This window comes from uncultured Gimesia sp., assembly GCF_963976445.1.
Lineage (GTDB): Bacteria > Planctomycetota > Planctomycetia > Planctomycetales > Planctomycetaceae > Gimesia.
The window spans coordinates 192,517-205,469 of sequence record NZ_CAXBKP010000008.1 but is presented as its reverse complement, the minus strand read 5'-3'; the positions used below and the strand labels follow the sequence as shown (position 1 = coordinate 205,469).

Genomic DNA, 12,953 nt, shown 5'->3' with positions numbered 1-12,953 from the left:
AATTTAAAAGAACTGAGAATAGCACCAGGTGATATCACAATAGAGTAATCGGAGCATCACAAAGAGTACAATGACGATTCCAGCATAATTACATTTAGTAATAAGCCGTATCATCTCTTTTTTACCAGCGACAGCTTCCATTAACAGAAAGACGAAGTAGCCTCCATTAAGAATAGGGATAGGAAGCAGGTTCAAACAGCCTGTTCCCAGGCAGATAATCCCAAAACAGGTTAACCAGGCTGGAGGGGACTGAGACAATGCCGCAGCGCATGTAACCATACACCCCATTATGCCTCCCCAGCCTGTTAGGGATTGGAACGTAAAAAAACGATACCAGTAAGTCAGAAAGCTCTTTTTTATCAGTGTGTTCTGAGAATCCCAGTTTGCTTTTTCATTTTTCCAAGCCAATTCCGGTACCGCGGAAGGGGAAATCAATGTTCCTGCATCGGGAGCTACGACCACTTTACTGCCATTAAAAAATGTGGCAGACCACAACAGGATCAGCCCTAAAACAATATTGCTACAGGGGCCGACTAGCAGAATCAGGGCGCGTGAGAAGACTGGCAAAGAATACAATGGTTGAATCGGGTCTTCTTCTGTAAGAAAGAACGAATTTTCTAAAAGCGATTCTTCGTTGACAAATTTTGTACTTCCTCCAAGAGGTAGCAGGCCAACTCTCCATTCTGTCCCATTGAGATAAATTTGAAATAGAGTTGGTCCCATACCAATTGAATTGGTGATAATTGCTGTCCCGGCCAATCTGCCCGTAACTGATTGACTCAGAACATAAAGAAACTGAATGAACTGAAACGCCAAAATGGTGAGCAGAGTGAGCAAGAAAAGGTACATACGATAGGTTCTTTTTCAAAGAAGTGAGAGGATCAAAAGGATGTTCGGAGAAAATAATTACTGGCAGGCGGTTAATAGTCGTTGTGCGGTGGTATAGAACCAAAGTCCCAGATCAATGCGCGTGATGGCGGCAATTTTATCCAGCCCCAGCAGTTTTGTTTTCCCGAATTCTTTGCCGTTAAGGTGTTTGAGTTCCTGCGCCACATCCTGGATGGGGTAACGAGCTGTCTGATAAAAACGCATGATTTCAAGCCGCCACCAGAACTGGGAATAATTGAACGTCGTCTGTTCCCACAAGCGATATCCAAAATAGACCGCGAAGGGGTCGAGCAACACGAGGATGGCGAGTTGGAGTATATCTAACCAGAGCTTTTCCCCCCAGAACGTCGTGCAGTGCAGGATGATAAACACATTGAGTAGCAGGACGTTTGATAAAACTATTTTGAAGATGATATCGGCTCGCTCATTCTCAGGAGTAATTCCCTCTTCGACGAGTCGGCAGGCCAGTTCTTGCGTTTTTTGTTTGAACAATTCTGGATCTTCAGAAGCAAGATCCTCATCAAGGCCCATCAGAATTTCTTCAGAAATATGATTCCAGATGATGCGAACGACGGCGAGTTCCTCTGTCACGGTATTAAATTCAGAGAGGATTTCTTCCTGGGTAGTGACCAGTTCCATTTGCAACTCAAGAAACCGCTTTGTGCCTGCCAGTTCTCCTTTCCAAAAGTATTCGATGATCGCCTGATCGATCACGGAGCGCAGGTGACCCCCGGAGAGAAATCGTCGCCTGTTTTGACGATAATCTACCAGATGTTCCAGGAAATCCAGTTCTTCTTCGATCCAGTGGGGCATTTGGGCCGGCAGTCCAATCTGTGAGAACACTTCGTCAATCCAGGCGATATCGGCTTTCATGATCGCCGGTCTGAGGATGTGCAGGTAAAAGACCAGTTTATGTTCAATGCGATAGTCCAGCAGGTTGGCTTCACATTCGCTGAGTGTTTCGCGGAACAGCATAAACGAAGCGTTTTTTAACAGCTTATCCCAACCTCGCTCTGTCAGGTAATAAAAGCGATCCGAACGCACGACCCGGGAAATCGCTTCCAGCAGCCCTGCTAGGTTTTCTGGGATTTCATCCAGCGCGAGATATTCTCTGAGCAGTTCAAACAGCACCGGATCACTTGGATATTCTTTCAAACCTTCCAGGAGCCAGTTGGGGAAGGTGCGCCCTACGTCTATCACCAAGTCGGATAAGAGGGCCATGAGATAAAACTCATAAGGAGATTTATCTGGCTTGGCATCCAGTTCATGATAAATTTTCTCAGGCGGTTCGGTGGTCAATCGCTCTTTTAAAGTGAGGGGATGGGGGGAATTTACTGAAGACATTTGAGCCTGCCTTGAGTCGACTCGTTCGGAACTGGTATCTATTTCTGGCTTGTCAGATTCCTCCGGTTCGAATGGTGGCAGGGTTTCCCCTGGATCATCCCAATCTGTCAGCAGGTTCGTGTTGTCGATTGGTCGGGGGGGCTCATCATAGCGCAAGGCATCATTCAGCACCTCGAAGGCAGCCCGGATTTTCTGAAATTCTGCGGGATACTTTTCCGGTTTAAACTTTCGGATCAGCGCGTTGTAGCTGCGTTTCAAATCGCGCAGGTCATACTCGCCGGGAAGCGAAAAAAAGGCCTCCGGGTTTGCGGGCAACAGATTCCAGTCGGGTTGGTCGGGGGAACTCATGAGGACGATCCTGAAGAAACGACGATGTTACTGAATAGCAAGAATGAGAAGCAAAAAGCTAGCCAGGATTGAAGCAGCGAAGCAAAAGATCGAACCCAAGAATAAAATTTCCAATGTTTCACTGCGCATTTTTCTGGGTTTGGGTCTCATGGTGATCTGGTTGAGCAAGAGCCGTTCCATCGCTTTCAATTCGGGGTATTCCAGTTCGATTGCTGAGATCACCCGCCGATAGGACTTGAGGGAAGGTGCGTTGGGATTTGTCGGATGACGTATTTCGTCCAGATAACGCGCCCGCAATTCTCCGGCTGTTCGCGGCGGCGCGATGACCAGACTGCAGAATTGTTCATAAAAATCAGGGAAGCAAGCTGGATTCTGTTCCAGTCTTTGGAATGATTTCCGCAGTGAGGCGACCTGCTGCATTCGTGTGATCGAAACCGCTAGATCGGGATAAGCGGAGACATCAATGGTCTCGAGTTGCTGCTGCAGACCTGTCTTATCAAGGGACCAGAACTGAGCTCTGATCTGCTCGATCTGTTTCAGAATCCGGTTTCTCTCTTCGCTTTCGTTTATTTGCGCTGCTGATTCGACAGGTTGTGTATTTCTCCGAAGAAATCGCTGGCGTGTGGCAATGATGTCCTGTGCCTGATCCAGAGGATTCAACAGAAGTTGCTGCTGCAGGTAATTCGATTCAATAGAAGCTGTCATGGTTGATATTCCCAGTCGGAATTAACTGGCAGGCGGTTAACTGTCGTTGTGAGGTGGTGTAGAACCGGCGTCACTGATCTTTTCGTAGAATTTTCCTGAGGGTGCAGGAAATCACGGCGGAGTGTCAGGATTTCTGTTGTTTGTTCGAGAGGATTCATCTGCAACAATCGGCGGACGTATTCCACTTCGCGTGATGTTGTCATACCTTAGTTTTCCAGATCTTCGCGGTAATCAAAGTTCAAAGCGGACAGAGCGAACAGCAGGCTCTCTCGGGCGGATTCAAACCACTCGCGCTCACCGGATGCCATGGATTGTTCGAAGAAATCGATGGCAGCTTCGAGTTCCTCGCGCTGGAACGGGCTGACTTCTCCAATGACGCGTTCAGCGTAGCGCACCAGATGCTGGTTTTTCACGTCATCGCGGGGATAAAACTTCAGCTTCTGCAGTTTTTGAACAGCCGATTTGATCTCTTTGTCTGAAGATAGATTCGCATGCTGCGTCAAAACGAGTGAATATTTCTTGCCAGTCTCGGGCAGATAGGCTTCGACTTCCAAGATGCCATTCATGTCATAGGTGAATCGCAGATGCACGTGTTTTCCGGCGGGGCCCGGCGGGAGACCTTTGATTTCCAGTTTTCCCAGAAAGAGATTGTCTTCTACTTTACGGGCTTCCCCCTGATACACGTTGACCGTGACATGCCGTTGATTGGGGTGTGCCGTACAAACAACTTCTTCGCGCGAAACAGGAATGGTCGTGTTTCGATGGATGATCGGTAAGTAGTATCCATCGGCGTGGCGCGAGCCGAAATCTTTGCTGATTTCCGTTCCCAAAGTGAAAGGGCAGATGTCAGTCATGACCATGTCTTCGACGGCCCGATCGTCTTGGATTAGAGCCGCCTGCACTGCTGCTCCCAGTGCAACAACCTCGTCGGGGTTGAAGGAACACTTTGGTTCGACGCCGAAGAACGTGCGGACAAACGACTGAACGATATCCATGCGTGTGGCACCACCCACGAGAATCACATCGGTAAATTCCTCAGGCGGAATTCGGGAATCGCGTACGGCTCGGGCAATCGGACGTGCCAGACGTTTGAGTAAGGGGTCAACCAATTCTTTAAACTTGTCACGGGTGATCGTCAGTGTGATGGAATTTTGATCAATCTCTCCCTGCTGATTGGGGATGCGGATCGTGGCTTCGGTCTCGGACGAAAGGGCACATTTCGCTGCCTCACATTCCTGTCTGAGCCGAGAGAACAGCAGGGGCTGCTTGACTTCGGTCTGTTCCAGTTGCAGGTTTTGTGAACTAAGCGCCCAGCTTAGCAGCCGGTCGTTAAAGTCTTCGCCCCCCAGCATGCTTTCGCCGGCGGTCGAAATGATTTCCAGTGTGCCTTCGAAAATATCCATGGCGGTAACATCGAATGTGCCGCCACCCAGGTCGATGACGATCAGTTTTTTCTCCGCTCCGCGATCATGGAAACCATAGGTGAGGGCGGCAGCCGTGGGTTCGTTGATGATGCGTCTGACTTTGAGACCAGCGAGCTCGCCCGCCTGCTTGGTGGCGTTACGCTGATGATCGTTGAAATAAGCGGGAACCGTGATGATGGCGTCGCTCACTTCCTGGCCGAGGTAGGTTTCCGCGTCTTCTTTGAGCGATTTGAGTACCAGGCTCGACATTTCGACGGGGCTGAAAGTCTGGCCTTCAATTTCCACTTTTCGCTCGGTGCCCATCAGCCGTTTGAAGACCCAGGCGCAGCGCTCGGGTTGTGTAATGCGACATTCTTTTGCCGCGGCTCCGACGAGCACGCGGTCATCTTCCGAAATACTCACGATCGAGGGGGTGAGGTAAGATCCGTGTGCGTTCGGAATAAGCTTGGGTTGTCCTTCTTCGAAGACGGCGCAAAGCGAATTCGAGGTGCCAAGGTCGATGCCAATGATGGGGGCCATAACTAATCTAATCTATATTCAACTGAGAGCAGGACTCGGGCAGGTTTCCGTGGGGCGTCGTAACGCATGACCCGATTGTAGTCTTCTGTTCAGGCTATTTCCACAGACAATTGATTCAACACAACAAAGATTTCGATGAAGCGATTTAACGATGCGATGTGTCTGTTTGCGTCTGAGGATCATGTCAGTCAGAACGCGCGGATGATCACGTTCAGGATCAATCAGGAGAGGGGAGAGAAGATTGCGGTGGGCGTGAGAGGAGCAAGACATGAGATGTGTTGCAGAAATGTCGAATCAAGTCTGCGCAAGGGATAAAATGGTTTCGTTCGCGCGACGTATGATTCAAATCATTTTGTTTTCTGCAGCCATTCGATGCCCTCACGAATGTTGCCGTAGACGTTTCCTTTCCAGCCGTGACCGCCGGGGTAGTCGACCAGATTCGTGCGCACGCCTGCATTCGTGAGTGACTCCCGGGCAGCTTTCGCCATCCAGTAAGGGCAAATTTTGTCTTCCGGTGAGTGTAGTACGTAAATGCTGCGATCTTTGGCGTTTTTCGGGTCAGGGAGTTGTTTTGGTTTAAATACGGACATCGCGATTAGAGCACCGTTGACCAGAGTCTCTTTCTGCATCACGGTGGCGTAGGCGGCGGGGCCTCCAGAGGACCAGGCCAGCAGGTAGATTCGGCGGGGATCGATTTTGTGCTGCTTACTGATATCTTCAATAACCGCCTCGATGAGTTCTTCGGTAGAGTACTTCATCGCGTCTGACTTGCTGTCTGTCGTAGGCCAGACAATTTTCTGATTTGATGACCACTGTCTGGCGAGCGGTTGTGCCAACAGGAATTCCTTGCTGAGCGCGTTTTCGTGAATGCGTTTCACGAACGGATGAAAGTCTGCCGAGCCATCGCCGCCGGGCAGGACGATCAGCAGCGGCTGGGCTTTGTCGGAGACCGTTTTATCTGAAGAAGGGATCAACAGATACTGACCGACCCCTTTTCCGGCTTTGACTTCGATGCCTTTCTCTTTCGTTTCTTTCGCGGCTGGGGTTGAGCCAGCGAAGGTTACTTCGAGATCATCAAACCAGACTTTTCCAGGTCCGTAGATTTGCAGTGCGATGGCGATCTGTTTCGTTTTCTCAGGAACCGAGACCTTGCCGGAATATTCTTTCCAGTTATGATTCGCGGCAGAATCACCGGCTTGTTTGATTCCGATATAGCTGACCCATTCGTGGCCGAGGTTGTTTTGGTTTTCGTCGAAAAACTGCACGTCGATGATGGCTTTGGTTGCCCGTTCGGCGCGAACCTGACACTTGACCTGCAATGTTTTTGACTCGCCGTTATAAGGCAGAATCCGATACCACTGTGCGATGGGAAAATATCGTTTTGCTGTTTTTTGAAGAGATAGGCTGCGTTTGCCCGTTTTTCCGCGGCCCTTGTCGTAAACGTATCTGACTCCCGGCAGGTTGGCGCCGCGTTTCCAGCCATCGGGATCTTTTTTCCCCTCTTCAAAACTGTCTTTCAGCAGCACGTCCGGCTCTGTAGCGGATGCGCCCCCTGTTGTTAACAAAGCGAGGACGATCAGTGATGTCATATATCGAAACAGGTAATTCATAACGCATTCCTTTCAAAAGATCAGATGATGTGCGCGTACCTTTGACGCGATACAGTCAGAAAGTTCATTCTTATTGAGAGCCCGGAGCGGTTATCCGTCGTCGAGTTCGTCGTTCGCAGCGGGAGTCAGCACGAGTTCGTTTTTTCCCTTTGGAATTACCAGTTTCCGTGCCTGCCAGTCGCTATCGGGAAAGCGGACATAAACGGTGACATGTTCGCCTGGCAGGAAGTGAGGCATCGAAATTGTTCCTGTCTGATTCGACTTTTGAACAATCGGTTGGGCACTACAGAAATAGACGCAGTGCTGATCGCCATTCTGGTCAATTCGTTTGAAGGGAAACGCGCTAACTCCTGCGATCGGAGTGCCGTCATGGGATTCAAATCGCAGCACAAACGGCGCGGTTTCTTTTAACTGGAAGCGAAACGGTTCCAGGGTTCCTTGACGCATCGAAATATATTCAGACTGCAGCAGATGACCGTCGGCAATCGCTGCGATTTGTACCTCATAATCCTGCTCTGGTGGATAGGCGTGTTTGATCAAAAATGTTCCATCGGCACGCGTGGTTGCCGTAAAGGAATTTTGCCGGAATCCATTGGGTGGCCAAGTTTTAACGACTGCCAATACATTCGCGGCACTCACCGGTTCGCCACGATCGGTAACGATGGTGCCTCTGATCTCACCACCGGTTTCTGCCAGCGAATACCCTGAGGGGGCGAGTGCAGCAGGATCGGGATTCGCAGATTTACTTCGAGTGTAAAACCAGAATAAGAAACCGACGGCACAGATCAATCCCAGAGTGAGGATCTGATGGATCCGATGCCAGAAAACGTGCCGCGAGAGGGAGACATTGCAACAATCCTGAACGACAGAATTGACGTCGCCAAACTGTTCCAGAGCCGTTTGCTGTGACTTCTGTTGATCCATTCCGGCATCAAGATTTTCTTCCGCGCTGGACGACAGATGAAAGGCGATCTCCTCGCGAATGTCATTCATCTCTCGATCCGCGTGTGCAATGAGTGGCAAATGCAGATAAGAAAATAGAGTGTGAATCCAGTTTCGAATCATATCAGGCCTCCGCGAGATTTGAGTTTAAAACCAGACTGATGGCATCTACTAAATGGGACCATGCCTGAACTTCGGATTTGAGCTGTGCCCGGCCCGCGGTCGTGAGTTCATAATATTTCGCACGGCGATTATTTTCGGAGAGGCCCCATTCCGACTTGATCCAGCCACGTTTCTGCATCCGATGCAAGGCGGGATACAACGAACCTTCTTCAATTTGCACCGCGTTTTTGGTCGTAACCTGAATCCACTTGGCGACGCCGTATCCATGTCGCGGGCCATTAATCAGGCTTTTCAAGACCAGCATATCCAGCGTGCCTTGCAGCAAATCGGCTTTTCGTTTTTCTGCCATTTCAGTCTCCCCATGAATGTCTAGGGAAGAGTATCGCGAGGCTCCCCTAGAATGTCAAGGGAAAACTTTGATTTCCATTTATCACTATTTATTCAGTGCCGCTTCGATTTCTTTTTTCATTTCAGGCCACTCGTTTGTGGAAGCGACGAGGCGCCCGTCCGGGCCGATCAGGTAGTAGATCGGGATCGAACTGATGGCAAGCTGCCGGGCCATATCAGATTGATCGCCGAGGTAGTTTTGTGCCCAACTCCAGTGATTATTCTCTACAAGGATTTCGCCATCGGCAGGACGTTTATCAAGATTCAAGCCGACGAATGTGATGGGTTTATCGGCGAATTGTGCCGCCGTCGCTTTGATGTCGGGCATGCTTTTGAGGCAGGGAACGCACCAGCTGGCCCAGACGTGCATCAGGATATAGCGGCCTTTCATGTCATAGATGGTATGCTCCTGCCCGGTGGTGTCAGTGAATTTATAGGCATACATATTCTCGCCCACACGAGGACCGACACGACAAACAACTTCGATCGAACCCAGGTCTTTGTTGCCCGACTTGGTCTCGTCTTCGGTAACTATGACGGGAACCACTTTCTCGCCGATGGTTTCGACCAGACAACCGGCGGGTTGTTCGTACAATCGCAATACCAGATCATATTCTCCCGCAGGCACGCCACCGATCTGAAGCTGGCCTTCGGGGCTGAGTTTGACAAAATAGAACTGGCGCGTTTTGAGCCAACTGAAATTGTTCGGATCGAGAAACCAAGATGATTGAACGGGGGCTGTGGGATCAAAGCTCAATTCCGGAAAATCGTCGGGCAGCGGAATGCCGTCATCGCGGCGGATCAGATAATTGAGCGACCAGTTTTTATTCAGAGCGGCTTCGCCTCTGCCTGTGGCAACGACGGTCCCTTTTAATGTGGTTCCCGTCTCGCCGAGAGAGATTGTTTTGTGATCGCCCGGCTGGAGATCAAGGGGAACTGATTGACTGGATGTCAGTGGTGAATCGCGCCAGGGTCCTAGATGAGCTTGTACGGTACCCGCGATGGGGGGCAGACGCGGAAATTCAAAGCGACCATCAGCATCGGTTTGTGCGCTAAAGGAATCCTGGAATCGTGGCTCCCCCAGCTTTCTGTCTTGAATTGACCTGAAACGAATCCTTTCGTTCGCGATCGGTTTTCCTGCCTGGAATAGCGTTCCGGAAACTTGAGCCCAGGGTTGTACTGTGATCGTACCAATGTCTTCGTTTGGTTGCCGCACCACTTCCGCTAAGCCGGATTTATGAATGACGCGGATACGGGTCGGTTCAAAAGTCGCAGCGATTTCAAACTGGCCTCCTGCAGTCGTTTGAATTGAGATATCGTCCCTGTCCAGAGTTATATTATTTATCATGGGAACGATACTGGGAGTTCCAACAACAACCGTTGCACCTGAGGCCGGTTTACCGGAACCATCTATGACCATTCCTGTGCGAGGCTTTGCCGGTTCCAGAGAAAAGTGCTGAGTGATCGGCTCTTCACCGAGTCCGTACGATTTTTCACTGATCGCTGATCGATAACCGTCGGCTTCAATACGGATCAAATGGCGACGGTCGTACATACCTCCATTCAAAGTAATTTTATATTGGCCCTCTTTACCGGATACCGTCTCGTTAAACGAGGTCGACAAAAACTCGGGACGAAATTCGATGACGGGGATGACGCGAAAATTATTCACTGGTTTTCCCGTCTGCGCGTCAGTCACTTTTCCTGTTGCTATTAGGGGATGATCCAGTTTGACGACGTGTTCTGTTTTGGTTGCGGTCAGTGTTACTTCTTTTGAAGCAAAGGGCCGAGCAGAAATTGCATAAGTGACCGCATCATCGGGAGCCCAGTCCCAGACGTAGAAACCGTTTTCGTCGGCATAGGTGGGGATCCGGGAATTGAGCACATTGGGATGCCGCCAGTTATACAATGACTCTACGCCGCGCCAGCCCCTCAAACCGACGTGGGCTTTGGGAACAGGTTGACCACTGGAATCAACAATTTTCAGTGTGAGCGTTTTTCCGGGCTTCATCGTAAACGATAGTTCGTCCATCGATTTACCGACGTCGACCATTTGCCGTATCGGTTTAAAGCCCGGTGTGACAACCGTGATGGGGTGTTTTCCCGGCGGGAGTGAAATTGTTTCAAAGTGTCCCGAATCGTCGATTTCTACTTCATGCACTGTGGAGCCAAAGTACGGTTCGTCGTGCCAGACGATGATGCCTTTCGTGACGGGATCGCCGGCCGTGTTGAAAACAGTCCCTTTGATGGGAAATCCTTGATGCAGCACCATTTTAGCACTGCCGCCTCTAAGCATGGCGGTCGTCAGATTTTGCTGAGTCTGAAGTTCTCCCCATTCGGAGTCACTGATATAGTCGGGATGCGTAAACTTGAGGCGGAATTGAATATCGTCGCCAGGTTGCTTTGCTGGTGCGGTCGTGATGTGCCAGCGTCCCGCTTTGTCAGTGACTGCTTGTGTATTCAAGCTCATCCTGGGTTTCGGAATGACGGTCCAGGCTGGCTCGTTCTCGTTCGCATTGATGTTGACTGTCACATTGGGAATGGGTTTTCCAGATTCGTCGACAACAATCCCGCTCAGCTTTGTTCCTCGTGCGAGTTGAAATTCAAATGAATCGGGGATCTTTCTTTCTTTGTCCCGTGTGCGTTTATCGAAATTTACGAATTCGGGAACAAAATCGGCTTTACTGACCCACAGCCGCAGACCAGAGACCTGACGGGGGAGCTTGTATTTGGCGATGCCAGCGGAATTCGTAAGGAGATCGGAATTAGAGATCTTGGATCTCTTAGAACGATCGAGATAAGCGAGATTCGCAAACAATTTTGCGCCTTCGAGGGGCTTGCCGTTTTCGTCGCACACATGAATTTCCATGTTGCGGGTATCAAGATCCGCGTCGTTTTTCGTTGTGGATCTTTCCTGCGCCGGCAGATGCGGTGTACCCCATAACGCAACACCAACAGTCAATAATACGAGAAGGGTGCGTGATAGAGAGGCTGGCATCCGAACTGTTTTCAACAGACAGACTCGCATGGGATCGCTCCACGAAACAGGGAAGAGAAGCAGGGTATGCACTGGAAATGTGCCGAAATGTCGATAAACGTTACTGTATGAACGTCTGCTTTGTATGTCAAACAGATTCTGACGATCGTTCGTTTTTCTCGCCGAACGTCACCCAGTAGGCCCAGTCGATTTGATTTTGTTTGCCTTCCAGGCGGCGTAGTTGTTTATCAAATGCACGATTCGGCCAGCGCTGCATTCCGTGCGGACCTTTCGCGCCAACACGGCATTCGAGCCAGTTCACACGGTCTTTTGTTTGATCGATTTGCAATTGGATCAAAGTCGGTACGAGTTTCTGGTCGGTGATTAAATAGCTCAGGCCAAAAAACAACGCTTCTCGCACACCGATTTTTTGCGCCACCAGAGGTACCACGCCATCAAAACTTTCGTACTTCCATTCCGGATGGAGTTCAAACAGAACTTCCGGAATAAAATACTCAAAGCCACTCATGAGTTTCCAATAGTCCTGACAGACCTGAATGCGTTCGGCGATGTCGGTCTGGCTCAGTAGTACCCGCAGCGAACGAGCGACGATGATTTCCGCTACAGAACGCGCTCGGTTGTATTGTTCCTGATTATTGAACGAAGAGTCTCCTGTTATTGGTCGGTCAGTGAGTCCGATGCTTTCACCAAGGCCTCACGGAGAATGTGTGCGTCGTCTTCATCCAGCGAGATCGGTGTCTGTTTTGCCTGGGTGATGACTCGGCAAAGTACTTCCTGCATGTCGGTGTGCAAGTTCCAGAATGACTCGGGAATGCCCAATATGGCGTTCAGCAAATCCCCGTGAAAACAGTGCCCTTCTGCTAGTGGGTCTTCTTCGAGTTTTTCAAGAGCCAGCGGAACAAGAAAAAACAAGCTGATCTGCTGGCCGATCATAATTCGCAGATCTTCTGTTGTGAAGTCCATAAGAGGAATCCGCCGTAAACGATGACAGGTTATGACAAGAGATGAATCGAAGTCTGGTTCTCCCCAGTCTTTTCTCTCCAAGTCCTGCAGACTTTTCCGACGATCAAAATTGGTTTTCACTTTTCACTCCCCAATAATCTTCACGAGGATCCGCTTCCGCCTGCGGCCGTCGAACTCGTAATAAAAAATATGTTCCCACGGTCCGAGGTGCAGTTTACCATCTGTGATGGCAACGACAACCTCGCGTCCCATGATCTGGCGTTTGTGGTGGGCGTCGGCGTTGTCTTCACCCGTGCGGTTGTGGTGGTAGCGTTCAGGTGACGGATCAAAGGGCGCCAGCTGCTCCAGCCAGCGATCATAGTCGGCATGCAGCCCCGATTCGTTGTCGTTAATGAAAACGGATGCCGTGATGTGCATTGCGTTTCCCAAACACATTGTGTTACACACTGTCTTTTGTTGTTCTTGGGAGAACGAGGGATAAATCATGTTAAGTCTATTCCTCTTTCCGGGCTTCTTTGTTCGATGCTCTCCAAAACTCCTGCCACTTAGGAAATACCTCAGCCCATTCTTCCGTGTCGTGTTGCGTTTTGAACCAACATCGTTTGTCTTTAAGTATGCGACTAATGACCTCTGGATGGTATGCGACTTTCGGTCGAAATTTTTCAAGGTGTATAACATTGACAATACTAGTAATGAATTTTC

The 12,953-nt window shown here is 49.9% G+C and carries 12 protein-coding genes; all 12 read right to left on the bottom strand.

What is annotated here, in order from left to right; translation table 11 throughout:
- Nucleotides 1–3: 3 nt before the first annotated feature.
- The 12 genes from AAC022_RS11570 to AAC022_RS11515 all read right to left on the bottom strand — a co-directional run bounded on the left by AAC022_RS11570 (nucleotide 4) and on the right by AAC022_RS11515 (nucleotide 12,737).
- Nucleotides 4–849 carry a site-2 protease family protein gene (locus AAC022_RS11570; RefSeq protein WP_339731052.1) on the bottom strand — a complete coding sequence of 282 codons (846 nt, stop codon included), beginning with the start codon at nucleotides 847–849 and terminating at the stop codon, nucleotides 4–6.
- A 57-nt stretch (nucleotides 850–906) separates the two neighbouring features.
- Complete coding sequence (locus AAC022_RS11565; RefSeq protein WP_339731051.1) at nucleotides 907–2,580, bottom strand: hypothetical protein; 1,674 nt, start codon at nucleotides 2,578–2,580, stop codon at nucleotides 907–909.
- 27 nt (nucleotides 2,581–2,607) lie between these two features.
- On the bottom strand, nucleotides 2,608–3,285 hold the full coding sequence (locus tag AAC022_RS11560) for a hypothetical protein (protein ID WP_339731050.1): 678 nt from the start codon (nucleotides 3,283–3,285) through the stop codon (nucleotides 2,608–2,610).
- Entirely contained in the window at nucleotides 3,282–3,488 is a 207-nt protein-coding gene (locus AAC022_RS11555; protein ID WP_339731048.1) for a hypothetical protein, read from the bottom strand. The genes AAC022_RS11560 and AAC022_RS11555 overlap by 4 nt, the downstream gene beginning before the upstream one ends.
- A 3-nt stretch (nucleotides 3,489–3,491) precedes the next feature.
- On the bottom strand, nucleotides 3,492–5,228 hold the full coding sequence (locus tag AAC022_RS11550) for a molecular chaperone HscC (RefSeq protein ID WP_339731046.1): 1,737 nt from the start codon (nucleotides 5,226–5,228) through the stop codon (nucleotides 3,492–3,494).
- 347 nt (nucleotides 5,229–5,575) lie between these two features.
- Nucleotides 5,576–6,838, bottom strand: a complete 1,263-nt coding sequence (locus AAC022_RS11545; RefSeq protein ID WP_339731044.1) for a hypothetical protein — start codon at nucleotides 6,836–6,838, stop codon at nucleotides 5,576–5,578.
- Nucleotides 6,839–6,928: 90 nt separating this feature from the next.
- Complete coding sequence (locus AAC022_RS11540; RefSeq protein ID WP_339731043.1) at nucleotides 6,929–7,903, bottom strand: carboxypeptidase-like regulatory domain-containing protein; 975 nt, start codon at nucleotides 7,901–7,903, stop codon at nucleotides 6,929–6,931.
- A gap of 1 nt (nucleotide 7,904) precedes the next feature.
- Nucleotides 7,905–8,252 (bottom strand): PadR family transcriptional regulator, encoded by a 348-nt coding sequence (locus AAC022_RS11535; RefSeq protein ID WP_339731042.1) that lies wholly within the window; start codon nucleotides 8,250–8,252, stop codon nucleotides 7,905–7,907.
- An 84-nt stretch (nucleotides 8,253–8,336) separates the two neighbouring features.
- Nucleotides 8,337–11,318 (bottom strand): thioredoxin-like domain-containing protein, encoded by a 2,982-nt coding sequence (locus AAC022_RS11530; protein ID WP_339731041.1) that lies wholly within the window; start codon nucleotides 11,316–11,318, stop codon nucleotides 8,337–8,339.
- Between the two features lie 97 nt (nucleotides 11,319–11,415).
- The gene (locus tag AAC022_RS11525) at nucleotides 11,416–11,796 is read right to left on the bottom strand and encodes a hypothetical protein (RefSeq protein WP_339731040.1); all 381 of its coding nucleotides are present in this window, start codon (nucleotides 11,794–11,796) and stop codon (nucleotides 11,416–11,418) included.
- A 146-nt stretch (nucleotides 11,797–11,942) separates the two neighbouring features.
- Nucleotides 11,943–12,371, bottom strand: coding sequence for a contact-dependent growth inhibition system immunity protein (locus tag AAC022_RS11520; RefSeq protein WP_339731039.1), 429 nt, complete (start codon nucleotides 12,369–12,371; stop codon nucleotides 11,943–11,945).
- 3 nt (nucleotides 12,372–12,374) lie between these two features.
- Nucleotides 12,375–12,737, bottom strand: coding sequence for a secondary thiamine-phosphate synthase enzyme YjbQ (locus tag AAC022_RS11515; protein ID WP_339731038.1), 363 nt, complete (start codon nucleotides 12,735–12,737; stop codon nucleotides 12,375–12,377).
- Nucleotides 12,738–12,953: the final 216 nt, after the last annotated feature.

What these genes read in the sequence shown, in the direction of transcription:
- AAC022_RS11565 (WP_339731051.1), bottom strand. Translation starts at nt 2,580, where the DNA reads ATGAGTTCCCCCGACCAACCCGACTGGAATCTGTTGCCCGCAAACCCG.
- AAC022_RS11555 (WP_339731048.1), bottom strand. Translation starts at nt 3,488, where the DNA reads ATGACAACATCACGCGAAGTGGAATACGTCCGCCGATTGTTGCAGATG.
- AAC022_RS11550 (WP_339731046.1), bottom strand. Translation starts at nt 5,228, where the DNA reads ATGGCCCCCATCATTGGCATCGACCTTGGCACCTCGAATTCGCTTTGC.
- AAC022_RS11570 (WP_339731052.1), bottom strand. Translation starts at nt 849, where the DNA reads ATGTACCTTTTCTTGCTCACTCTGCTCACCATTTTGGCGTTTCAGTTC.
- AAC022_RS11560 (WP_339731050.1), bottom strand. Translation starts at nt 3,285, where the DNA reads ATGACAGCTTCTATTGAATCGAATTACCTGCAGCAGCAACTTCTGTTG.
- AAC022_RS11535 (WP_339731042.1), bottom strand. Translation starts at nt 8,252, where the DNA reads ATGGCAGAAAAACGAAAAGCCGATTTGCTGCAAGGCACGCTGGATATG.
- AAC022_RS11525 (WP_339731040.1), bottom strand. Translation starts at nt 11,796, where the DNA reads ATGAGTGGCTTTGAGTATTTTATTCCGGAAGTTCTGTTTGAACTCCAT.
- AAC022_RS11540 (WP_339731043.1), bottom strand. Translation starts at nt 7,903, where the DNA reads ATGATTCGAAACTGGATTCACACTCTATTTTCTTATCTGCATTTGCCA.
- AAC022_RS11530 (WP_339731041.1), bottom strand. Translation starts at nt 11,318, where the DNA reads ATGCGAGTCTGTCTGTTGAAAACAGTTCGGATGCCAGCCTCTCTATCA.
- AAC022_RS11545 (WP_339731044.1), bottom strand. Translation starts at nt 6,838, where the DNA reads ATGAATTACCTGTTTCGATATATGACATCACTGATCGTCCTCGCTTTG.
- AAC022_RS11515 (WP_339731038.1), bottom strand. Translation starts at nt 12,737, where the DNA reads ATGATTTATCCCTCGTTCTCCCAAGAACAACAAAAGACAGTGTGTAAC.